The organism is Micropepsis pineolensis (genome assembly GCF_055392125.1).
Window position 1 is genome coordinate 2,138,522 of the sequence record NZ_AP042408.1, and the last position, 20,951, is coordinate 2,159,472.

Here is a 20,951-nt window from a genome sequence, read left to right on the forward strand (position 1 = left end):
ACATCGGAATTTCATTATCTGTTAAATTTATCCATCATCCGAATGGGGCATTCCTTATCTCGGATGTAGCAGGTCCCGCAACCGTCTTTTTACCTTCTACGGCAAAAACGATATTATAATCTGACGATAGATACAGCCTGCGTATATTTCGGTGACTACAGAGCACAATAATCGTGACCATATAGCCGCGTCACAATCTGGCATGGCCTTTGCGATCAGATAGTCAGGATGATGGATCATCCCGTCGTCGTCAGTATCGCAAGGGAGATCGAAGAATGACTCGTAAAGTTGCTATTTATGGAAAGGGCGGGATCGGCAAATCCACCACAACCCAGAACACCGCTGCCGCCTTAGCCCATTTCCATGGCAAGCATGTTTTTATCCATGGCTGCGACCCCAAGGCGGATTCGACCCGCCTTATTCTGGGCGGTAAGCCGCAGGAAACCGTAATGGATACATTACGGGTGTACGGGGCTGAGAAAGTTACCCTCGAGAAGGTCGTCAAGACCGGGTATGAAAATATCCGCTGTGTTGAATCCGGCGGCCCGGAACCGGGTGTCGGTTGCGCAGGGCGCGGGGTGATCACCGCTATTGATCTGATGGAAGGCAATGGTGCCTACACGGATGACCTCGACTTTATCTTCTTTGATGTGCTTGGTGACGTTGTCTGTGGTGGCTTTGCTATGCCAATCCGCGATGGCAAGGCACAGGAAGTCTACATTGTTGCCTCGGGCGAAATGATGGCTGTCTATGCAGCCAACAATATTTGTAAGGGGCTGGTGAAATACGCCAAACAGAGTGGTGTGCGCCTGGGCGGTATCATCTGCAACAGCCGCAATGTGGATGGAGAAAGAGAATTCCTCGATGAGTTCACCGCGGCCATTGGTACCCAAATGATTCATTTCGTACCACGCGATAACATCGTACAAAAAGCCGAATTTAATAAAAAAACCGTTGCTGAATATGACGAAAACGTCAATCAGGCTAACGAGTATAAAATTCTGGCGCAAAAGATCATCGAAAACGAAAACTTCGTTATTCCAAAGCCAATGGCGATGGACGAACTCGAAAAGATGGTTGTCAAGTACGGCATCGCTGACTGACCAGGTTAGAGCGTCAGTTTGATCTGTCAGGCTGGCGCTCGCAACCGATGAAATGCTGATTGGTATTTGATTTTGATGACCGGTTCCGCATGGACTGCCGGGTGGAGGAGAATTATGCCTTATCATTTGTTTGACTGCAGTAAGGTTATTCCGGAACGAAAACAACATGCGGTAATCAAGGGTGCCGATGAGGATCTGACGTCTTGTTTACCGAAGGGGTATCTTAATACCATTCCGGGAACGATTTCGGAACGTGGCTGCGCGTATTGCGGTGCCAAGCACGTCATCGGCACGCCGATGAAAGACGTTATTCACATGAGCCATGGACCGGTTGGCTGCACCTATGACACATGGCAGACCAAACGCTACATCAGCGATAACAATAATTTTCAGCTGAAATACACGTTTGCCACTGACGTAAAAGAAAAAAATATCGTCTTTGGCGCTGAAAAAATGCTGAAACAAAACATCATTGAAGCGTTTAAATCATTTCCCGAAATTAAGCGCATGACAATTTATCAAACCTGTGCCACGGCGCTGATCGGTGATGATATTGAAGCTATTGCTCAGGAAGTCATGGAGGAGATGCCGGAGGTCGACATCTTTGTTTGTAACTCGCCGGGGTTTGCCGGGCCAAGCCAGTCGGGCGGTCACCATAAAATCAATATTGCCTGGCTGACACAGAAGGTTGGTACGGTAGAACCTGAGATCACCAGCGATTACGTTATCAATTATGTTGGTGAATATAATATTCAGGGCGATCAGGAAATCATGATCGATTTCTTCAGCCGCATGGGTATTCAGGTTCTGTCAACATTCACCGGTAATGGCAAATATGATGACCTGCGTGGTATGCACCGGGCCAAGCTTAATGTGCTCGAATGTGCCCGTTCTGCTGAATATATTTGTGACGAACTGCGTAAGCGCTATGGCATTCCGCGCCTTGATATCGACGGGTTCGGTTTTGAAAACCTAAGCAATTCGCTACGCAAGATTGGGCTATTTTTCGGTATCGAAGACCGAGCAGAGAAAATTATTGCCGAGGAAACGGCACGCTGGAAGCCCGAACTGGATTGGTACAAAGAGCGTCTTAAAGGCAAACGCGTTTGCTTATGGCCGGGTGGTTCCAAGCTATGGCACTGGGCCCATGCCATTGAAGCTGAAATGGGTGTTAAGGTCGTTTCGGTATATACTAAGTTTGGCCATCAGGGGGATATGGAAAAGGGGATCTCGCGTTGTAGCGAAGGCGCATTGGCGATTGACGATCCTAATGAACTCGAAGGCCAGGAAGCCTTACGGATGCTGAAACCGGATGTGATTTTTACCGGTAAGCGTCCCGGTGAAATCGCCAAGAAGATGCGTGTACCCTATCTGAATGCCCATGCCTATCATAATGGCCCTTATAAGGGCTACGAAGGCTGGGTACGCTTTGCCCGAGATATTTACAATGCGGTGTATTCGCCACTGCATCAATTGTCCGGGCTTGATATCAGCCAGGATGAGATTTCCACCGATCAGGGTTTTGTCACCCGTCGGATGCTATCGGATGTCAACCTGCCGGATGAAATCAGAAACGACCCGACACGGCATGAATATAGTGGCAAGCTAGACTGCGTCACCCATCTGCGTGAGAAAACCTATCCGGCATTCGATCTTACCGTAACAACCGAGGCGGCGGAGTAAGTGCCATGGATGAAGATACAAAAGATAAAATGGACCAGTTGGTCGATTACATCATGAAAAACTGTCTGTGGCAGTTCAATTCCCGTAGCTGGGACCGGCGAAACCAAAACGCCGGAATTTTGGGCAAGGCGACACAGATTTTGTGTGAGGAGCCGGTAGAAAACCCGACCTTGCAGGAGCGCTGCTATTGGGTTGATGCGGTCTGTCTGGTGCGCGCGTATCAACTACGTTTCCCGTGGCTTGCCCAGATGAGTAAGGATGCGGTCAAGGCTTTGATGGCGGAAGTGCATAAGCGCATGGATTGGCTCACCATCGACGGATCGCTCAACGAAGAACTGACTGTGCAACATTACTAAGGAATATTTCCATGTCCTGCGAAGTAAAAGGAAAAGACCGGGTCGGTGTCATTAATCCGATCTTCACCTGCCAGCCGGCAGGGGCGCAGTATGCCAGCATTGGCATCAAGGACTGCACCGGTATTGTGCATGGTGGTCAGGGCTGCGTGATGTTTGTTCGCTTGCTGATCTCGCAGCATTTGAAAGAAAGCTTTGAAATTGCCTCATCTTCGGTACACGAAGATGGTGCGGTGTTCGGGGCCTGCGGTCGGGTCGAGGAGGGCATTGATGTTCTGCTCGCCCGTTACCCCCATATCCGGCTAATTCCGATCATCACCACCTGTTCAACCGAGGTGATCGGTGATGATGTTGATGGTGTGGTCACCAAGCTGGAAGAGGGGCTGCTGAAAGAAAAGTATCCCAATCGTGAAGTATACCTGATGGCAATTCATACCCCCAGCTTCGTTGGCTCGATGGTTTCGGGTTACGACGTTGCGGTGCGTGATTTCGTCAAACGCTTCGCCGAAAAGACTGAGCCAAACAATAAGATCAATCTGATTACCGGTTGGGTCAATCCTGGCGATGTCAAGGAACTGAAATCTCTGCTTGCTGAGATGGAAGTCGACGCCACCGTGCTGTTTGAGATTGAAGAGTTTGACTCGCCGATTATGCCGGAAGGCGAAGCCTTCTCTCATGGCGGCACCACGATCGAAGACCTTAAAGATACCGGAAATGCTTCCGGTACCATTGCGCTTAACCGTTATGAGGGTGGCAAGGCGGCGCAGTATCTTGAGAAAACCTTCAAAATGCCGACTATCATCGGGCCTACCCCTATTGGCATTCGCAATACGGATACTTTCCTGCAAAACTTGAAGAAAATGACGGGCAAGCCTATTCCGGCGTCGTTGGTCAAGAAACGTGGTATTGCACTCGATGCGTTGACCGATCTGTCTCATATGTTTCTGGCGGATAAAAAGGTTGCGATCTATGGCAATCCGGATCTGGCGATTGGTCTGGCGGAATTTTGCCTGGATCTGGAAATGAAGCCGATGCTGGTGCTGCTTGGGGATGATAACCCCAACTATGGCGATGATCCCCGCGTCAAAGCGCTAAAAGAAAATGTCGATTACGACATGGAAGTCATCACCAATGCTGACTTCTGGGAACTGGAAGATCGGATCAAGAACAAGGGGCTCGAGTTGGATCTGATCCTGGGCCATTCCAAAGGACGTTTCATCTCGATCGACTATAACATTCCGATGGTGCGGGTTGGTTTCCCCACGTATGACCGTGCTGGCATGTTCCGTCATCCTGTTGTCGGTTATGGCGGGGCAATCTGGCTGGCCGAGCAGATGGCCAATGCGCTGTTCACCGACATGGAATACAAAAAAGATCGCGAATGGCTGCTGAACGTCTGGTAGGGCTGAAGTTAGGGGTGGCGAGATGAAAATCGCGGTTTATGTTGATAGCAACGGCATGGTCGCCTCGCCCTATGGTGAAGGGGCAGTGGTTCTCTTCACCCAAACGCCTGAGGGGTGGCAGAGCCATAAAGTTTTTGACTTTGCCATTACCTCGGACATGTCTTTGGCAGATGTGAAGCGTGCGGTGCAATCACTGGCACTGCGGTTAGAAGATTGCCGCGTTTTCCTGGCCAGTGAATCGCGCGGCTTATTGTATTCCATTCTGGAAGACGAGTTGGGTTTTCACAGCTGGCGCTCGCATGGGTTGGCAAAAGCACTGCTCGATGAAATTGCCGCGCTGGAGATTAAGCGGCAGGCCGCTGCCAATGTACAAGCCACGGTGCCGCAGGCGACGTTCTGTGGTTCGGGGTGTGGTGGTGGTCGCCGCACTATTGGTATGGCGGATGAGTGCACACCCGTGGTGCCCGTGGCGGCGGACCCGGTCGGGGATGGTGGCTGGCGCATTGATCTGTCCGGGGCATTGGCAGCACATCCGGCGCTAAATTCCCGGGAAATTCTGATTCCGCTGCTTGAAGCTGGCAACTTCGCCTGGCTGGAAATTCTATGTGATCACTTGCCGCGCTGGTTTTCTCAAAAGCTTACTGATCTTAATCTGCGGGCAGATATTGACGCAACCGGCACGGGGCTGCGGGTACAGATCTTTCCTAATCAATAGGAGTGGAATATGGCTCAGGGTCGCATCCATCTTGCCAAACCAATTCTCTATTTTGCCTATGGCAGCAATATGAATCCGGCGCAGATGGCTATTCGCTGTCGGGGATGCAAAAAGGTAGCTGTCGCCCGACTTTCAGGGTATCGGCTGGATTTCTTCGGTCATAGCCAACGTTGGGATGGTGGCGAGGAAACCGTGATTATCGCCCCCGGCGAGCGTGTCCTTGGGGTGGTTTATGAATTATCTCACTCGGCACTAGACCGGCTTGATGCCTGGCAGGGGGTGCGGCTGGATGGCTCCGGGCGGTATTTTCATTCGCCTGCCGAGGTGATCGGATTAGACGGCAAGGTTTATCCGGTGTTGATCTACCGCAAAGATATTCTGGGCGAACCGCGCCCACCCAGCACTGAATATCTTGCATATATTTTGGCCGGGGCCGAGGAACAGGCGTTACCGACGGAGTATATTGCACGGTTGCGGGCAGTCCCGTCTCAGTTGGCACGCTATGTCGTTCCGAAGACCGAGGATGCGGATCGTCTGCTCATGTCGGCGGCAAGCTGTGCCTGCTAAATACGGTTGATATGGACGCGATAATTGCCGCCGATGACGAGATATTCGCCTTCGCCTTTGAGCGGATAAAATGGCAGTAGCGTGTTGAAGAAGGCGATCTTGGCAACCGGCACTTCAACCGTCAGCACGGTTTCGCCGAAGCAATCCGCCATCTCGCGGTCGGCGGTGAACGAGACCAGATTGTTGAGCCTTGCCACGGCAGTCTGTCGGTCGATATGTTCGACAACCTGATGGCCATCAAAGCTGTTGACGCCGCGATAAAGCGTCAGATGGCTTTGCCCGTTTGTGACATATTGCGCCATCGCCCATTGGCAATATTCATAAAGCAGGTCGAGCTGGCTTAAGATCGAATTGCCATGGAAGGGCGTCATCATCTTTTCGGCGACATAGTCCATCCAGGCGGTGTCGGCAAAATCGCAGATCATGTCCTTGTGGAAAGTGGGCACCAGGCCGAAACGGCTTTCAACCCAGCTTTTCAGTACTGCCCCTTCAGGCCCATTGGAGTCATAGCCCCAGCCGACCAGCAGGCGTAAGAAGCTCGAGCGGAACGGTTTGGTCTGGCGTTCTTTGCTGTGCGCCTGCGCATCCTCGGCAGCCTGTTCCGCCTCAAGGCCATACACCGCCGACATATATTTGTAGAACGCCTCGGCGGCATCGCTTAGGCTGTCGGAAAAATCCAGCATCTCAAAAAGCTTGCTGTTGGTCTCGCGCGTGCTGGCAATGTGCATGGCGCTGGGCACGGCATTGAAATCCGGGCTGCCAAGATGATTGGTCGCAATGCCAACCTGATTGACTCTGTGTCCAAGCGGTAAAACCATACGCCATCGTGCCACGCGAAGGCGAAGCCATCAACGGTACACCGTGACGCGAGGTAAGGGCACTTTAAGGTCACTATGTGGTGGAAACCGAGAGCCCTATGCCAAAGTCACGCTTGGTATGGTATGGTCTGCGCCTAACACGCTGGCAGACGAATACCGGCTGGCGTGAACCAAAGGAAAGTTTATGGACAAAATTAATCTGACTGCGATCGCTAGCCCCTTGTGGTGGGAAACCTTACCGACAGGCGAAGTGAGGGGGTATTACGGTGCAAAGCCTGGGGCGAAAACCTCAAATGGCTTGGATTGTTTTGCCAAAACAGTCATGGGCGAGGTCAAATCCGTCCGTTCGGGCAGCGGCAAAGTGCGGTGGGGCTGGCAGCTGGCAGAGGTTACACCGGATCTTTTGGGTACGTTGCCTAAATTATCCGGTGATTGTGCCCGGAAACCCAATGCGGTGCGGGCCGCCAAGCGCGCCTGGACTAAGTATCTTGAGGAAATCATTTTGTCAGAAGTCCCTGCTTGACACCGGGGTGGCTACACCGCATCCGTTTGCGATGATTATGTTTGCGCCTGGATGGCACTACCATCCGGGCGCTTTTTGTAAGGATCGGCTGATTAGGCAGATATGCAGGAAGGTTAATTTGATCCCGTGGCGAAAGAATGCCAGATTTGTTGCCTGCAACAGAATGAAAGTCGTGGTTAGCGCGTGTTTCATATGAACGGACTATTTCAAAGCGCCCGAAACTTTCTGCTGTGGGCTGTGGTCTGCGCCTGTTCCGGGGTGCTGTTTTTCCTGAAATTTGATACCACCATCGCGCGGGTGGTTTTCCCCTATACAAGGCATCTCGGCACGGTGTCGGCCGGGTTAGGCGGTATGGTCCTTGTGTCGGCAGAAGCCTTTATTGCTTTGGTGCTGTGGTGCATATATGCGGTCCGTGGGCGCCTTCCCCTTTTAGGGAAGGCTGTCGCACTTGCCTGCATTAGCTCCGTTTGTGCGTATGCGGTCAATTCACTGGTTCTGAAGATGTTTTTCGGCGTGCCGACACCGACTGAGGTGGTGGGCGGTGCTGTGCATGCATTTCATTTTCTGCAAGGCTCACCCAAGAGCAGCTTTCCATCCGGGCATATGGCTCTGGCGGGAGCTTTTGCCGGTGTTTTAATGCAGCTCTACCGCAAGAGCCGCGGACCGTTATCGACGTTACTTGCCATCGCAGCGGCTTTGCTGGTGCTGGGTGACTGGCATTTCGTCAGTGATGTTATCGGCGGTGCATTCGTCGGCATTTCAACAGGCGTCATCACGGGAAAAGTGTGGCTTCCCCGTAATAGGAACCTTCCCCGTGAGGGGCTTTAGTCCTGCGATTATGTCCGGTATTTCCAGTAAGCCGGGGTGCCGAAGTTCATCCTGAGTGGTGGTAACCTGATAGTCGGGCAGGGCCGTACCAGCTTTTCCTCAAGCAGATGTTCGCCGAATCAATACGTTATTATAAAATAATGGCGGATGGGGTGGGATTCGAACCCACGGAAGGTTTCCCTTCGCCGGTTTTCAAGACCGGTGCCTTAAACCGCTCGGCCACCCATCCGCGTTAACGGTGCAATGCCCGATAGTGTGAATGTCGTCAAGCGTCTTTACAGTTTTGGGTGACACTCTTCGTAATTGGTGTGGCTTGCCTGGGAAGTTCGGGGGCAAATACGGGGCGGGCTTGCGGCTTTTTGGGCCTTGGTTCGGTTCCAAAACAGGCACTTACACGTTTTTGCGCTTTGCGCTCGCAGCTGCCATCGTTTAGCAATAGGGCCATGGTGGAAGATATGAGTCGCGCGCGACAGCAATTAGCAGTTGTCTCATTTGTCTGTGCTCTGGTGGCGGGTTGCCAGACGGCTCCGCCCCCTGCGCCGCCGGTGCATGCGCCCAAACCTGCTGCGGTGTACAAGGTCGGTGCGCCCTATCAGATCGGCGGCACCTGGTACTACCCGCAAGAGCAGCCGGATTACGATGAAACCGGCGTGGCCTCGTGGTACGGGCCGGGCTTCTACGGCAAAACCACGGCCAATGGCGAAGTTTATGATGCTGGCGATCTGACCGCGGCTCATCGCACCTTACCGATGCCGGTCAATGTTCGGGTGACCAATCTGGAGAACGGCAAATCAATGGTGCTGCGTGTCAACGACCGCGGCCCCTTTGCCAAAGGGCGCATCATCGACGTTTCTGAACATGCTGCCCAACTTTTGGGGTTCCATCAGCAGGGCGTGACCAGGGTACGTGTCACCTATCTTGATGTGGCCGACATCAACGGTAAACCGGCCGATACCACGCCGGTCGGCGTTGCGACCGCTGCCAAGGCTGCCCCGCAAGGTAAGATCGAAAGCAGTGGGCTGGATGCTGTGCCGGGGGCCAAAGTTGCCCCCAGCCATCAGGCCCCGCCCAAAGTCGTGGCACAGGCTGCGCCGCCGCCCCCCGCGCCCCATCCGACCGGGCAGGTGAGTGAGGTGCCGGTGCCTGCTACGACCCATTTGTATGTGCAGGTTGGTGCCTTCGCCAATCATGAAAACGCCCGCCGTCTGATGTTTAAACTGGGCGCCGGGGTGCAGATTTATCCTGTCATGCATGGCAATACGACGATCTATCGCCTGCGTCTTGGCCCCTTTGATCAGGATAGCGATGCTGAAGCTGCGTTGAGCCGTGTGATGGCTTCCGGCAGTCAGGACGCACAGATTGTTGTTGATCAATAAGTCTTAACAATCATTCGTCGGGGCATTGGGGTAATCTTTCTTCTGGTCGTGATCTTTTGGAGTACGTAATGCGACGTTGGTTTTTGCTTTTCCTGTCGGTTTTTGCCCTTTTGGCGGCCCCTGCGGCTGCCCAAATAGACACGGTTGCCGAACATGCCGTGCTGATGGATGCCGATACCGGTCAGGTGCTGTGGCAGAAGGACGGCTTTGCCCCGATGCCACCGGCATCGATGAGCAAGCTGATGACGCTGGAGCTTTTGTTCCAACGCCTCAAAGATGGTCGGGTCAAACTGAACGATACCTTCCTGGTTTCGGAACGGGCGTGGCGCACCCAGGGTTCGCGCATGTTTGTGCAGGTCGGCAGCCGGGTGACGGTGGAAAACCTGATCCGCGGTATTATCATTCAGTCTGGTAACGACGCCTGTATGACGGTGGCCGAGGCTTTGGGCGGCACCATGGAAAATTTCGCCACCATGATGAACCAGCGCGCCAAAGAGCTGGGTCTGAAAAACTCGCATTTTGTCAATCCCGACGGGTTGCCTGATCCGGCTGGCCAGATGATGTCGGCCTATGATCTGGCGGTACTGGCGCGGCATCTGAACCAGGATTATCCGGCCTACTACCACTTCTTCAGTGAGCCGAGCTTCACCTGGAACAATATTCAGCAGCATAACCGCAATATGTTCCTGTTTAAGTTTCATGGCGCAGATGGCCTGAAAACCGGTCATACCGATGCGGCGGGCTATGGCGTGGTGGCCTCGGCCAATGTGAATGGCGAACGGCTCATTCTGGTGCTGAACGGCCTGCGCTATCCTGATCTCGATAAGATGGACCCGCGCAAAGGCGATCTGCTGGCCGAAAACCGCCGTGGCGAAGAAGCCGCCAAGGTGATGAACTTGGCCTATATGGAGTTTCGCCGTTATCCGCTGTTCAAGCAGGGCGAGGTGATCGACAATCTCGAGGTATGGGGCGGCTCGGAAAGCAAGGTGCCGGTCACGGCGGGCAAGGCGCTCAGTGTGATGCTGCCAGTCGAAAACCGGTCGCAGATGAAAGTGGCCTTGCACTATAACAAGCCGCTGATGGCGCCGATTACCAAGGGGCAGCAGGTTGGCACATTGGTGGTAACTGCACCGGGCTCCTCGCTTGAGGTGCCGGTCTATGCCGCTGAAGATGTTTCGCATGGCGGTATTTTTAGCCGGATCCGGATGGGTTTCACCGGTCTGTTTGGCAAGCATTGATCATGGCAATTCCGGGCCATTTCATCACCTTCGAAGGCGGCGACGGATCGGGTAAAACGACCCAGATCAAAGCGTTAGCCGCCGCCCTTGAAGCACGTGGCGTCGCCGTGACGCTGACGCGTGAGCCCGGTGGTTCGCCCGGGGCCGAGGATATCCGTAACCTGCTGGTCACCGGAGCGCCGGGCCGCTGGGATCCGCTGAGCGAGACTTTGCTGCTCTATGCCGCCCGGCACGATCATGTCGAACGGGTGATCAAACCGGCGCTGGCCGAAGGACAATGGGTGCTGTGCGACCGTTTTTCGGACTCGACCTATGCCTATCAGGGGGCGGGTGGCGGCCTTAATCGCGAAACCATCCGGCGCATTGAATCGGTTTCGATCGCGGATTTTAAACCGGAATTGACCCTGGTGCTGGATCTGCCGGTCGAAGTCGGCCTTGGGCGCACCCAGAAGCGCGGCGATGACGAAACCCGGTTCGAGCAATTCGACGTCGCTTTTCATGAGAAACTGCGGCAGGGTTATCTCGAATTGGCCCGCCGCGGTCGCGAACGCTATGTTGTTATCCCGGCAGACCCGGCGGTGGACGAGGTATCGGCCTCTATATGGCAAGCCGTGGCCGATAAGTTCGGGCTGCAATAAGCGTTTTACAGGCGGATTTCTGACGATATGGCCAAAAAGGCGGTACAGCAACCGGTACACCTCGATTGTGTCGAGGAAGCGCTGCATCCGCGTCTGACACACCGCCTGATTGGTCAGGACGGGCCGCTGTCGGTGATGGCGCGGGCGATCCGGGCTGGTCTGCCGCCCGGTGGCTGGCTGATCAGTGGTCCGCCCGGTGTTGGCAAAGCGACGCTGGCGTACCGCGTCGCGCGCTATCTGCTGGCCTATGGCGCTACGGATAAAGGCCCGGCGGATTTGTCGGTGCCGCCAAATCTTCATGATGCCCAATTGATTGCAGCGGGATCACATCCCGGCCTTCTGGTGCTGCGCCGGGGTGTCAACCCGGATACCGGCAAGCCAATGACGGTCTTGTCGGTTGACGAGGTGCGTAAGCTGGGCAGTTTCTTCGGCATGACGGCAGGGGCAGGGGGCTGGCGCGTGGCGCTGATCGACACCGCCGACGATATGAATGATGCCGCCGCCAATGCCTTGCTCAAATTGCTGGAAGAACCCCCGGCCCGCGCCATGATCCTGGTGCTGGCCCATGCGCCGGGGCGGATGCTGCCCACCATTCGGTCGCGTTGTCAGAAGATAGCCTTGCGGCCCTTAAGTGATGCCGCGATGGATGCCGAGCTGAAAAATCTCGCCCCTGATATTCCGGCCGAGGAACGCGGTGGTCTGATCGCGCTGTCCGGTGGCTCGCTGGGTGCCGCGTTGCGGCTGGCGGGCAGCGATGGGTTGATGCTGGCCGATGCCGCCAATCGTCTGATCGACGAAGCCAAGGTGCCCAACGTGTCGGCACTTTATACGCTGGCCGAGAAGGTTGGCCGCATTGCTGATGGCCAGACCATGCTGGGCGATTTTCTGTTGCAATCGTTGAGCCGCCGTATTCGTAGCCGGGCGCTGACCGATACATCGGATTTGCGCCCGTGGCTTAAAGCCCATGAAGAGATTGCCGCCCGATTTGCCCGATCCGGGGCGCTGCATCTTGATCCACGCCAGTTGCTGCTGGGTACGGCGCGGCATTTGAGCGGGGCTTCGCGGCGGGCTGGGATGTTGTGAGGATTATGCCGAAGATTATAGACAGCCACTGCCATCTGGATTCCGAACAGTTTGCCGATGATGTCGATGATGTGGTGGCCCGTGCCCGTGCGGCTGGGGTTGGCGGTATGCTGGCCATTGCCACTAAGCTCACCACGTTTCCGCCAGTTCTGGCCATTGCCGAAAAGCATGACCTGTGGTGCTCGGTCGGTATCCACCCCGAATATGCCCTGACGGATACCTTAAGCGGGCCGCAAGAGATCGAAGCTTTTTGCGATCATCCGCGTGTGATTGGGATTGGCGAGACCGGGCTGGACTATTTCTACAGCCCCGAAACGGCCGACGATCAGATGAAGAACTTCCGCCATCATATTGCGGCGGCACGTAAAACCGGATTACCGCTGATCATCCATACCCGTGCTGCCGACGAAGCAACTGCGGACGTGCTGCGGGCGGAAATGGCTGCCGGGCCGTTCACCGGCGTGCTGCATTGCTTCTCCAGCGGGCGGGCTTTGGCCGAGGCGGCGCTGGAGCTGGGCTTCTATATCTCGGTCTCGGGTATCGCCACCTTCAAGAAAGCCGACGCGCTGGTGGAGATTTTGCGTGATGTGCCGCTCGACCGGCTGCTGGTCGAGACCGATGCGCCTTATCTGGCACCAATCCCCAAGCGCGGCGGGCGCAACGAACCGGCTTTCGTGGTGCATACGGCGGCCAAACTGGCCGAAATCAAGGGGGTTACGCCGGAGGTGCTGGCGCTGACCACAAATGATAATTTCTTCCGGCTGTTCCGTAAGGCGGTAGCATGAGTGCGGTGTTGAAAACGACGATTTTAGGTTCTGGCTCCTCTGGCGGTGTGCCACGGCTGGGCGGGCCTGATGGTGCGGGGATGTGGGGGGCGTGCGATCCGAACAATCCGAAAAACCGCCGTCATCGTTGTTCGGCCTTGTTCGAGCTAGGTGGGGCAGGTGGCACCAGTATGTTGGTCGATACCTCGCCGGATATGCGCGAGCAGCTTCTGATGGCGCGGGTGACCAATCTGGATGGCGTGGTCTTAAGCCACGAGCATGCCGACCAGCTGCACGGAATCGACGATCTTCGTCTGGTCTATCATCTGACCAAGCAGCCGGTGGATGTTTACACGGACCGCATAACTGCTGATGGTGTGGCGGCGCGCTTTGCTTATTGCTTCACCCAGCTGCCCGGCAGCTACTATCCGCCGATTGCACGGCTGCATGTGCTGCCGGAACCTTTCGAAGATTTCGTTATAAACGGGGCAGGGGGTGCCCTTCCCGTTCGGACCTTTGCCCAAAGCCATGGCGCGATCCGGTCGCTTGGCGTTCGGGTTGGCCCCGTAGCTTATTCCAGTGATGTCAACGCATTGGACGAGGATGCTTTCGCAGCGCTTCAGGGCGTGGAATGCTGGATTGTCGATGCGTTGCGCTATACGCCGCATGTCAGCCACGCCAATGTCGAGACAGCGCTGAAATGGATTGCCCGGGTCAAACCAAAGCGTGCGGTGCTGACCAATCTACACGTCGATCTGGATTACGAAACGCTACGGCGTGAACTGCCTGAGGGCATTGAGCCAGCCTATGACGGTATGGTGATTGAGACCGCACTGTAATTGGCTGTTTAAAAAAGAAAAAGCCTCATGCCGATATCACTGCATGAGGCTTCTGTTCGCGGCTATATATAATGTCAGGGCTGATCAGCGACAAAGTCCGGGTTGGACAGGATGATTTTATTGTCGCCGACATCCAGCAGCACTTCCTGAAACAGCGTGCCGCCTTTATCTTCTTTGCTTCCGAACGAGGTTAAGCCACCAGCTTCCTGCCAGGAAAGATGGATCATGACGATCCAGTTCTGGTTGGGGAGTTTCTCAAAGGAAAAACGGCCACTGCCATCACACAGGGTCGTGTGGCTGAACTTCAGGGCCGAGCGATTGTAATTTTCCGGCAGCCCTTTGCCCAGACCGATACTGGTTTCGGATTCGACATTGTAGCCGTTGGCTGGCAGCAGCGTGACCTTGCTGCCGGCACAGGAAATCAGCCGGCCGCTGGGCATTTTGTAAAACGCTTGCCCCATGAGGTTAGATGGACCCGTGCCTTGCCAGACCCGAAAGGTGTCTTCGATGTAGGGTGAAAACACTTGAGGCTCATCCGCGGCACAGCCCGCCAGGAATTGTACGGCACCCAGCACCGCAGCAGCGGCCCAAAGACGACAAGCTTTCATGGTAAACACCTTACGAATATCGAACCTTGCTCTTATCCCTAAAACGGTAATGTTTAGGTTAAGAAAGTGATTTTTCGATACGATATAGCCCTAAAAAGACATCCACCTGTGTCACAGGTCCGGATTTTGGGCTTGAAAAAGCGCAATTGAATTGAAGATCCTGTGAAGAATGGCTGATTTTTCTGGTTGGCAGCGCCTGAAACCAGTCATCCGGCTTGTAATAATTTCCCATAATATATCTTATACGTAATTTATGACTACGGAACGCCATACAGTTATGTTCAACTGCAGGTGCATATATTGAAATTGGTGGTAACCCTATTTGACTGTTATCGCGCAAATAAATGAAATTACTTATTCATTAGTGCGCATTATCAATCACGATATTGTCAATTGTAATACTTTTCGGTTGACGCGAGTGCAGCGCCCGGCACTATCTAATCCCCGACAGGAATATGGGCAAAGTCGCATAAGTGTGACGGCAGGCCCGATCTACTGAAGGATTGATTTTCTATGGTGCGTTTTCCCCTTCGAGCCGCCCTCGCCGTTTCCTTGATCGCCGTGTATGCGGGGTGTGCGGATGCAGCACCGCGCTGGATGGAGGCGCTCGACCGTGGCGCGGTGGCCGTACCGGCCATAGATGGCGGCAATCTGGTGAGCTGGCGCCTGCTGGCGACGGACGCGCCAAGTACTCAGTTCGATGTCTATCGGGATGGTCAGAAGCTCAATGCCAAACCGCTGACCGGTGGCACGAACCTTGTCGACAAAAATGGGACGCCGCAGTCGGTTTATGTGATCCGAACCCGCCTCAAGGGGAAGGATATCGAGACCAGCAAGCCTGTTCCGGTCTGGGCCGAGGGGTATCTCAGCATCCCCATTCAGCAACCACCTGCGGGCATTACGCCGGCTGGCGAGGCCTATACCTATACCGCGCACGAGGCCAGTGTCGCTGATCTGGATGGTGATGGTCGCTATGAAATTATCCTGAAATGGGATCCTGTCGATCCGACGAAACAGCCCGTCACCGTCCCGTCCAATGCCCGGGATAATGCCTTCGATGGTTATACCGGGCCGGTCTATATCGATGCCTATACACTGGACGGCAAGCGCCTGTGGCGGATCAATCTTGGGCGCAATATCCGCGCCGGTGCCCATTACACGCAATTTCAGGTCTATGACTATGATGGTGACGGGCGTGCGGAATTGGCGGTGCGGACCAGCGACGGGACGGTTGACGGCACTGGCAAGGTACTTGGCGACCCGAATGCCGACTGGCGTGAAGCCGGTGGTGAAGTCTCGTCTACGGACCGTACCGGTGGCCGGGTCAATCCAGATGGAAAGATGGTTGCCCCTTTACAAGGACGTATTCTGAAAGGCCCGGAATATCTGACGGTGTTCGACGGCCAGACCGGCAAGGTGCTGGCGAGCGAACCTTACTGGCCGGCGCGTGATCCGCGCACCGATGCGCCAACCCCCGCTCAGATGAAAGAGATCTGGGGCGATGGCTATGGCAACCGATCTGACCGGTTTCTGGCGGGCACCGCCTATCTCGACGGGCAGCGTCCCAGCATCATCATGGGGCGCGGCTATTATGCCCGCAGCACCATCGCGGCCTGGGACTTTCGGGACGGCAAGCTGACACAGCGCTGGGGTTTCGACAGTTCGGCGCCGGGTAACGAGAAATTCGCCGGTCAGGGTAATCATCAGCTCAGCATCGCCGATGTAGATGGCGATGGCCGGGACGAGATTATCTATGGTTCAATGGCCGTGGACGACAATGGCAAGGGCTTATGGAGTTCGGGGCTGGGGCACGGCGATGCGATGGCGGTCGGGGATCTTGACCCTACCCGTCCTGGGTTGGAGAAATTCGGCTCTCATGAGGATTTGCGCCATAATGGCGGCATCGGTTCGGCCATGCTCGATGCCCGTACCGGCAAAATCCTATGGAGCACTCCGTCGGATAGCGATACCGGGCGGGCGGTGACCGCGGACATCGATCCGAGATTTCCGGGCTCCGAAGCGTGGGCCAGCAACAGCGACATTCTCTATACGGCTCAGGGCAAACCCATTGAAGGTGTTGTGCGCCCAAAGGAATTGAGTTTTGCGGTCTGGTGGGATGGCGACGACCTGCGCGAACTGTACGACCGGAACAAGATCACAAAGTGGGACTGGACGACCGGTAAATCGCATGTGCTGCTTGAGGCAACCGGCGCGCTGGCAACCACCGGAACGAAAAACGTGCCTGTGGTTTCGGCGGATATTTTTGGTGACTGGCGCGAAGAAGTCGTGTGGCACACGCCGGACGAAAAATTCTTACGCATCTACACCACGCCCTACCCCACGCCCCGGCGTCTGGTGACGTTGATGCAGGATGCACAATACCGCGTCGCCATTGCCTGGCAGAACACCGCGTACAATCAGCCGCCCTATCCGAGCTTCTATCTTGGTGCAGGTATGAAGACGCCACCGGTTCCTGAGATCATCACCCGCAAGGTAGTTTCGAGCCGTGCTGACAGTAAGTAACGCGGCTTTTTTCCAGCCGTATGGGTAAGGAAATGGACGTTCGAAAAATCATCTTTGTGATTACCGCCATCCAGTCCCTGGCTGCGGCGTCATCAGCGGCGCTGGCGGAAACTATGGATACCGCCCCCGGCGCACCCAGTGCGGCGCTTCTGGCGACCATGACGCCCGCCTCGGTTCCGCATCCGTTTAAGGATGTTCCGGTTGCGCCCGCAGAAGCCCCACCCGCGACGCAGTCGGCCTATGTCATGACGGCGTTCACCAACGCCAGCCAGTCGGCTATGAACGTCTATGACAGTGCGGATGGTGCACATTTCTTTATGCGAAAAGCGCCAGCCTATAGTCCACCTAAGGGGGACCTCATCCGTGACCCGAGCGTGATGAAGCATACGGATGGCTGGTATTATGTCACCTACACCACCGGCTGGTCAGGACAAACCATCGGGCTTGCCCGCAGCCGTGATCTTCTGGACTGGCGTTTCGTCTGCAATATTGATGTTCCGGTTCCCGGCGTGACCCAGGTATGGGCGCCCGAATGGTTTATCGACAGCGATGGGACCGTCAATATCATCCTGACAATCGGCAAGTCGGGACCACAAGGTACATTTGAACCCTATCGTATCACGGCGACCGATGCGGGGCTGGGCGCATGGACCGCGCCGAAACCGCTCGGGATTGGTCCCAATTATATTGACAGTTTTGTGGTCAAGGTCGGTGCGACCTATCACAGCTTCATCAAGAACGAGACGACCAAGTTCATCGAGCATGCGACCGCGACATCGCTCGACGGTCCATGGACCATGGTCGGTGTTGGCGATTGGGCCGGCTGGGGGCAGTTTTTCGAAGGCCCCGCTTTGACCCGTCTGCCTGATGGCGGCTGGCGGATCTATTTCGACGCCTACATGGTCAAACAGAACTGGTATTCGGACAGCCATGACGGTTTCAGGACCTGGTCGCCGAAAACAGAACTTGTCGGTTCTGGCACGTTGCGCCACTTCACGGTCCTGAACCAGCGCGTTGGTCCCGCCCCATCCGTAGTTCCCTAATTCTAATGGGGCGACAAATCCATCACCATGGCGGCAGCGTTTCTAAGGCTTTACGCAACTGGTTTAATTCATCCCGCGCCAGTGCCTGCATTTCCGGAGACGGGTTTTCATCTTCAACAATCAGGTTATCAAAATCTGCAACAGCTTCGATGGAAACCACATTCATATGCCGAACCCGATCAATCATCAGATTCCGTGCTGCAGCAAATAAAAAGGGTTTTACTGCATTGGGGCGTTTCTGCGTCGCGGCCTCGTAAATGCGTACATACACCTCCTGCAAAATGTCTGGCACCTCATCTGCCGCCCGCCAGTTTCGTAACAAAAATCTGGTCCGTACGGTTTCGTGCGGCAGAACCTGCCGGACAAACCAGTTGTCCAGATCCGCTTTTTCGGCGGTTGAAACCTGCCCTCCCATTCCCCCTCCAGGCAGAAAATCCGGCAATAGCTCTTTTGAGCTTTATGACGGCCTGATTGACGTTTCCCCTGCCCTGCGGCTGGCCGAGCCATCCGTTCCGCAAAGCTTGTCTATTAAAAGACGTTTTGACAGAAATAATCCTAGGATATTTGCGGTCTTTTAAATTTGTATAAATCGCAGGATAGCCACAGTCGATCCGTCTTATGTAGCGGGGAGGAAAAATAATGTCACAAAGTACCATGCCAAGACGGCAGTTTCTGAAAACCGGTGCGATGGGGGGATTGGCCCTCGCCGGGGCCATGACCGAGGCTTCCGCACGAGACCGCTCCGACACCAAGCCTGTGCTGACAGCGCATGACTGCCCGGATACACGGGCATACTGGTCTGATCTGCTGTATCGCTTCGCCAGCCCGGTTTTGTCGCAGATTGCGGTTGGAAAACTCAAACAGACCATGGTGGTGGAAACCAGCCCGATATGGGATGGCCGCAACCGGGATGTGGCTTACCTTGAATGCTTCGGGCGGCTGATGTCGTCCCTTGCGCCGTGGCTGAGCTTGCCGGATACCGCCGATGCGGAAGGAAAGCGCCGGCACACACTGCGTCAGTGGGCGCTGGCCGGATATGCCAACAGCGTCAATCCCAAAAGCCCGGATTACTTTCTGTGGCGCAAGGAAGGGCAGCCGCTGGTCGACTCCGCCTATTTTTCCAATGCCTTGCTGCGGGCACCGGACGCGCTGTGGCATCCACTCGACAGCACGACCAAGAAACACATTGTGACCGAGCTGAAGGGGCTGCGCCGGGTGGACCCGCCATACACCAACTGGCTTTTGTTTGCGGCAATGAATGAAGCGTTTCTGCTGTCCATCGGCGAGGATTACGACCCGATGCGCATCAACCTTGCTGTGCGCAAGATCAACGAATGGTATGTCGGCGATGGCTGGTACAGTGACGGGGAACGCTTTCACACAGACTATTATAATGCCTATGTTATTCAGCCGATGCTGATCGAAATTCTGTCGGTGCTGGTTAAAACGCATACCAGCATCAACGGGGTACGAACCAAGGATCTTTATGATCTTGCGGTTCAGCGTTGCCAGCGTTTCTCTGAAGTTCTTGAGAGAATGGTTTCACCGGAGGGCACATTCCCGCCGCTGGGGCGGTCAACGACCTATCGCACGGCTGTGTTTCAGCCGCTGGCACTTCTGAGCTGGCGTAAGGAGCTCCCGCCCAGCCTGCCCGAGGGGCAGGTGCGTGCCGCGCTGTCCGCCGTACACCACAGGATTTTTTCCGCGGCCGACAACTTCACCCCGGATGGTTTCCTGACCCTGGGGTTCGTCGGGCACCGGCCGGAAATTGCCGACAGCTACAGCAACAGCGGCAGCATGTATGTGACCGGGGAAAGTTTCCTGCCTCTTGGGTTGGCGGCTGACGACAGTTTCTGGACCGCGCCCCCACAGCCATGGACAGGCAAACGCGCCTACGCCAACACCCCGTTCCCGCGGGATCATGCCCTAAAAGATTAACCAGAGATTCCCCCAATATCGCATAGATCGGGGCGCTGAAGCTCTTGCGTTACGCTAATGCACCCCGTTGAATGCGGCTATGACGAATCCTGAAAAGCCCCAAAACATTCATCCCTCGCAGGATATCGAAGCCTTGCTGGCCCTGATGCGGGCTTTGCGTAATCCAGAGACCGGCTGCCCGTGGGACCGCGAGCAGACCTTTGCCACCGTGGCGCCCTTCACCATTGAAGAAGCCTATGAGGTTGCCGGTGCGATTGAGGATGGCGACACCGACCATCTCAAAGAAGAGCTGGGCGATCTGCTGTTTCAGGTCGTCTTCCACGCCCGCATGGCCGAGGAGCTCGGGCTGTTTTCTTTTGGGGATGTGGTCGAAGGACTGGTCACCAAAATGATCGCCCGCCATCCCCATGTTTTCGGCACGGAAGACAAACCCGAAGATTCCGCCGCCCAGACCGAAGCCTGGGAAGCGCTCAAAAAACGCGAGCGTCAGGCCCGCGAGATGAGCATTCTGGACGATGTGCCCCGTGCCCTGCCCGCGCTGTTGCGCGCTGCCAAGCTGCAGAAGCGTGCCTCAGCCGTTGGATTCGATTGGCATAATGCCCGCAAGGTGCTCGACAAGGTCGCCGAGGAAGCCGCCGAGGTGGTCGAGGCCGCCGACAATGGCACCGATCAGGCCCATATCGAGGAAGAGGTCGGCGATCTGCTCTTCGTCATGGCCAATCTGGCCCGGCACTTGAAGGTCGATCCGGAAAAGGCCCTGCGTAGCGCAAATGCAAAATTCATTCGTCGTTTCAATTACATAGAACGGAATATTAAAGCACAGGATCGCCGTCTGGAGCAGGCTTCCCTGGATGAAATGGAAGCCTTGTGGCAAGAAGCCAAGCTGACGGAGAAATAACCGGCGGCCT

At 55.4% G+C, this 20,951-nt stretch carries 21 protein-coding genes and 1 tRNA gene; 18 read left to right on the forward strand and 4 right to left on the reverse strand.

All coding sequences use genetic code 11. From position 1 onward, the window contains the following. The first annotated feature begins 275 nt into the window (after nt 1-275). The 6 genes from nifH to ACZ5RI_RS09525 all read left to right on the forward strand — a co-directional run bounded on the left by nifH (nt 276) and on the right by ACZ5RI_RS09525 (nt 5,824). Nucleotides 276-1,103, forward strand: coding sequence for a nitrogenase iron protein (gene nifH, locus ACZ5RI_RS09500; protein ID WP_464511873.1), 828 nt, complete (start codon nt 276-278; stop codon nt 1,101-1,103). 114 nt (nt 1,104-1,217) lie between these two features. Beyond that, entirely contained in the window at nt 1,218-2,786 is a 1,569-nt protein-coding gene (gene anfD / locus ACZ5RI_RS09505) for a nitrogenase iron-iron protein, alpha chain (RefSeq protein WP_464511879.1), read from the forward strand. A gap of 5 nt (nt 2,787-2,791) precedes the next feature. Further along, nucleotides 2,792-3,142: a Fe-only nitrogenase subunit delta gene (gene anfG / locus ACZ5RI_RS09510; RefSeq protein ID WP_464511883.1), complete on the forward strand. Its 351-nt coding sequence runs from the start codon at nt 2,792-2,794 to the stop codon at nt 3,140-3,142. An 11-nt stretch (nt 3,143-3,153) separates the two neighbouring features. Beyond that, complete coding sequence (gene anfK / locus ACZ5RI_RS09515; RefSeq protein WP_464511887.1) at nt 3,154-4,542, forward strand: Fe-only nitrogenase subunit beta; 1,389 nt, start codon at nt 3,154-3,156, stop codon at nt 4,540-4,542. Nucleotides 4,543-4,564: 22 nt separating this feature from the next. Continuing rightward, complete coding sequence (gene anfO / locus ACZ5RI_RS09520; protein ID WP_464511891.1) at nt 4,565-5,257, forward strand: Fe-only nitrogenase accessory protein AnfO; 693 nt, start codon at nt 4,565-4,567, stop codon at nt 5,255-5,257. Nucleotides 5,258-5,266: 9 nt separating this feature from the next. Beyond that, on the forward strand, nt 5,267-5,824 hold the full coding sequence (locus ACZ5RI_RS09525) for a gamma-glutamylcyclotransferase family protein (RefSeq protein WP_464511896.1): 558 nt from the start codon (nt 5,267-5,269) through the stop codon (nt 5,822-5,824). On the opposite strand, the gene ACZ5RI_RS09530 is transcribed toward ACZ5RI_RS09525, so the two are convergent. Next, nucleotides 5,821-6,642 carry an NAD(+)--dinitrogen-reductase ADP-D-ribosyltransferase gene (locus ACZ5RI_RS09530; protein ID WP_464511900.1) on the reverse strand — a complete coding sequence of 274 codons (822 nt, stop codon included), beginning with the start codon at nt 6,640-6,642 and terminating at the stop codon, nt 5,821-5,823. The two genes, ACZ5RI_RS09525 and ACZ5RI_RS09530, sit on opposite strands and share 4 nt — an antisense overlap. A gap of 184 nt (nt 6,643-6,826) precedes the next feature. On the opposite strand from ACZ5RI_RS09530, the gene ACZ5RI_RS09535 reads away from it, so the two are divergent. Further along, nucleotides 6,827-7,165, forward strand: a complete 339-nt coding sequence (locus ACZ5RI_RS09535; protein WP_464511904.1) for a hypothetical protein — start codon at nt 6,827-6,829, stop codon at nt 7,163-7,165. Nucleotides 7,166-7,357: 192 nt separating this feature from the next. Beyond that, nucleotides 7,358-7,993: a phosphatase PAP2 family protein gene (locus ACZ5RI_RS09540; protein WP_464511910.1), complete on the forward strand. Its 636-nt coding sequence runs from the start codon at nt 7,358-7,360 to the stop codon at nt 7,991-7,993. Between the two features lie 141 nt (nt 7,994-8,134). On the opposite strand, the gene ACZ5RI_RS09545 is transcribed toward ACZ5RI_RS09540, so the two are convergent. Next, nucleotides 8,135-8,222: transfer RNA gene (locus ACZ5RI_RS09545), tRNA-Ser, on the reverse strand. Nucleotides 8,223-8,448: 226 nt separating this feature from the next. Between ACZ5RI_RS09545 and ACZ5RI_RS09550 the strand changes: the two genes are divergently transcribed. From ACZ5RI_RS09550 to ACZ5RI_RS09575, 6 genes are all read left to right on the forward strand, one after another. Then, nucleotides 8,449-9,369 carry a septal ring lytic transglycosylase RlpA family protein gene (locus ACZ5RI_RS09550; protein ID WP_464511913.1) on the forward strand — a complete coding sequence of 307 codons (921 nt, stop codon included), beginning with the start codon at nt 8,449-8,451 and terminating at the stop codon, nt 9,367-9,369. A 68-nt stretch (nt 9,370-9,437) separates the two neighbouring features. Next, nucleotides 9,438-10,607: a D-alanyl-D-alanine carboxypeptidase family protein gene (locus tag ACZ5RI_RS09555; RefSeq protein ID WP_464511917.1), complete on the forward strand. Its 1,170-nt coding sequence runs from the start codon at nt 9,438-9,440 to the stop codon at nt 10,605-10,607. A 2-nt stretch (nt 10,608-10,609) separates the two neighbouring features. Then, nucleotides 10,610-11,245: a dTMP kinase gene (tmk, locus tag ACZ5RI_RS09560; RefSeq protein WP_464511920.1), complete on the forward strand. Its 636-nt coding sequence runs from the start codon at nt 10,610-10,612 to the stop codon at nt 11,243-11,245. Between the two features lie 27 nt (nt 11,246-11,272). Then, nucleotides 11,273-12,328 (forward strand): DNA polymerase III subunit delta', encoded by a 1,056-nt coding sequence (locus ACZ5RI_RS09565; RefSeq protein ID WP_464511924.1) that lies wholly within the window; start codon nt 11,273-11,275, stop codon nt 12,326-12,328. Nucleotides 12,329-12,333: 5 nt separating this feature from the next. Further along, nucleotides 12,334-13,113 (forward strand): TatD family hydrolase, encoded by a 780-nt coding sequence (locus ACZ5RI_RS09570; protein ID WP_464511927.1) that lies wholly within the window; start codon nt 12,334-12,336, stop codon nt 13,111-13,113. Beyond that, nucleotides 13,110-13,931: an MBL fold metallo-hydrolase gene (locus ACZ5RI_RS09575; RefSeq protein WP_464511931.1), complete on the forward strand. Its 822-nt coding sequence runs from the start codon at nt 13,110-13,112 to the stop codon at nt 13,929-13,931. Before ACZ5RI_RS09570 ends, ACZ5RI_RS09575 begins: the two co-directional genes overlap by 4 nt. A 74-nt stretch (nt 13,932-14,005) precedes the next feature. Here the strand turns inward: ACZ5RI_RS09575 and ACZ5RI_RS09580 are convergent, their stop codons facing one another. After that, complete coding sequence (locus ACZ5RI_RS09580; RefSeq protein ID WP_464511935.1) at nt 14,006-14,539, reverse strand: hypothetical protein; 534 nt, start codon at nt 14,537-14,539, stop codon at nt 14,006-14,008. A gap of 513 nt (nt 14,540-15,052) precedes the next feature. Here ACZ5RI_RS09580 and ACZ5RI_RS09585 point away from each other — a divergent pair. Together ACZ5RI_RS09585 and ACZ5RI_RS09590 are read left to right on the forward strand one after the other, a co-directional pair. Beyond that, a complete protein-coding gene (locus ACZ5RI_RS09585; protein WP_464511939.1) occupies nt 15,053-17,062 on the forward strand; it encodes a rhamnogalacturonan lyase in 2,010 nt (669 codons plus the stop codon). 32 nt (nt 17,063-17,094) lie between these two features. Further along, nucleotides 17,095-18,105, forward strand: coding sequence for a glycoside hydrolase family 43 protein (locus ACZ5RI_RS09590; protein ID WP_464511943.1), 1,011 nt, complete (start codon nt 17,095-17,097; stop codon nt 18,103-18,105). 22 nt (nt 18,106-18,127) lie between these two features. Here the strand turns inward: ACZ5RI_RS09590 and ACZ5RI_RS09595 are convergent, their stop codons facing one another. Further along, nucleotides 18,128-18,520 carry an RNA polymerase sigma factor gene (locus tag ACZ5RI_RS09595; protein ID WP_464511947.1) on the reverse strand — a complete coding sequence of 131 codons (393 nt, stop codon included), beginning with the start codon at nt 18,518-18,520 and terminating at the stop codon, nt 18,128-18,130. Nucleotides 18,521-18,744: 224 nt separating this feature from the next. On the opposite strand from ACZ5RI_RS09595, the gene ACZ5RI_RS09600 reads away from it, so the two are divergent. Together ACZ5RI_RS09600 and mazG are read left to right on the forward strand one after the other, a co-directional pair. After that, on the forward strand, nt 18,745-20,043 hold the full coding sequence (locus tag ACZ5RI_RS09600) for a DUF2264 domain-containing protein (RefSeq protein ID WP_464511950.1): 1,299 nt from the start codon (nt 18,745-18,747) through the stop codon (nt 20,041-20,043). A gap of 79 nt (nt 20,044-20,122) precedes the next feature. Then, entirely contained in the window at nt 20,123-20,941 is an 819-nt protein-coding gene (gene mazG / locus ACZ5RI_RS09605) for a nucleoside triphosphate pyrophosphohydrolase (RefSeq protein WP_464511954.1), read from the forward strand. The last annotated feature ends 10 nt before the right edge of the window (nt 20,942-20,951 follow it).

What these genes read in the sequence shown, in the direction of transcription:
- nifH (WP_464511873.1), top strand. Translation starts at nt 276, where the DNA reads ATGACTCGTAAAGTTGCTATTTATGGAAAGGGCGGGATCGGCAAATCC.
- anfD (WP_464511879.1), top strand. Translation starts at nt 1,218, where the DNA reads ATGCCTTATCATTTGTTTGACTGCAGTAAGGTTATTCCGGAACGAAAA.
- anfG (WP_464511883.1), top strand. Translation starts at nt 2,792, where the DNA reads ATGGATGAAGATACAAAAGATAAAATGGACCAGTTGGTCGATTACATC.
- anfK (WP_464511887.1), top strand. Translation starts at nt 3,154, where the DNA reads ATGTCCTGCGAAGTAAAAGGAAAAGACCGGGTCGGTGTCATTAATCCG.
- anfO (WP_464511891.1), top strand. Translation starts at nt 4,565, where the DNA reads ATGAAAATCGCGGTTTATGTTGATAGCAACGGCATGGTCGCCTCGCCC.
- ACZ5RI_RS09525 (WP_464511896.1), top strand. Translation starts at nt 5,267, where the DNA reads ATGGCTCAGGGTCGCATCCATCTTGCCAAACCAATTCTCTATTTTGCC.
- ACZ5RI_RS09530 (WP_464511900.1), bottom strand. Translation starts at nt 6,642, where the DNA reads ATGGTTTTACCGCTTGGACACAGAGTCAATCAGGTTGGCATTGCGACC.
- ACZ5RI_RS09535 (WP_464511904.1), top strand. Translation starts at nt 6,827, where the DNA reads ATGGACAAAATTAATCTGACTGCGATCGCTAGCCCCTTGTGGTGGGAA.
- ACZ5RI_RS09540 (WP_464511910.1), top strand. Translation starts at nt 7,358, where the DNA reads ATGAACGGACTATTTCAAAGCGCCCGAAACTTTCTGCTGTGGGCTGTG.
- ACZ5RI_RS09550 (WP_464511913.1), top strand. Translation starts at nt 8,449, where the DNA reads ATGAGTCGCGCGCGACAGCAATTAGCAGTTGTCTCATTTGTCTGTGCT.
- ACZ5RI_RS09555 (WP_464511917.1), top strand. Translation starts at nt 9,438, where the DNA reads ATGCGACGTTGGTTTTTGCTTTTCCTGTCGGTTTTTGCCCTTTTGGCG.
- tmk (WP_464511920.1), top strand. Translation starts at nt 10,610, where the DNA reads ATGGCAATTCCGGGCCATTTCATCACCTTCGAAGGCGGCGACGGATCG.
- ACZ5RI_RS09565 (WP_464511924.1), top strand. Translation starts at nt 11,273, where the DNA reads ATGGCCAAAAAGGCGGTACAGCAACCGGTACACCTCGATTGTGTCGAG.
- ACZ5RI_RS09570 (WP_464511927.1), top strand. Translation starts at nt 12,334, where the DNA reads ATGCCGAAGATTATAGACAGCCACTGCCATCTGGATTCCGAACAGTTT.
- ACZ5RI_RS09575 (WP_464511931.1), top strand. Translation starts at nt 13,110, where the DNA reads ATGAGTGCGGTGTTGAAAACGACGATTTTAGGTTCTGGCTCCTCTGGC.
- ACZ5RI_RS09580 (WP_464511935.1), bottom strand. Translation starts at nt 14,539, where the DNA reads ATGAAAGCTTGTCGTCTTTGGGCCGCTGCTGCGGTGCTGGGTGCCGTA.
- ACZ5RI_RS09585 (WP_464511939.1), top strand. Translation starts at nt 15,053, where the DNA reads ATGGTGCGTTTTCCCCTTCGAGCCGCCCTCGCCGTTTCCTTGATCGCC.
- ACZ5RI_RS09590 (WP_464511943.1), top strand. Translation starts at nt 17,095, where the DNA reads ATGGACGTTCGAAAAATCATCTTTGTGATTACCGCCATCCAGTCCCTG.
- ACZ5RI_RS09595 (WP_464511947.1), bottom strand. Translation starts at nt 18,520, where the DNA reads ATGGGAGGGCAGGTTTCAACCGCCGAAAAAGCGGATCTGGACAACTGG.
- ACZ5RI_RS09600 (WP_464511950.1), top strand. Translation starts at nt 18,745, where the DNA reads ATGTCACAAAGTACCATGCCAAGACGGCAGTTTCTGAAAACCGGTGCG.
- mazG (WP_464511954.1), top strand. Translation starts at nt 20,123, where the DNA reads ATGACGAATCCTGAAAAGCCCCAAAACATTCATCCCTCGCAGGATATC.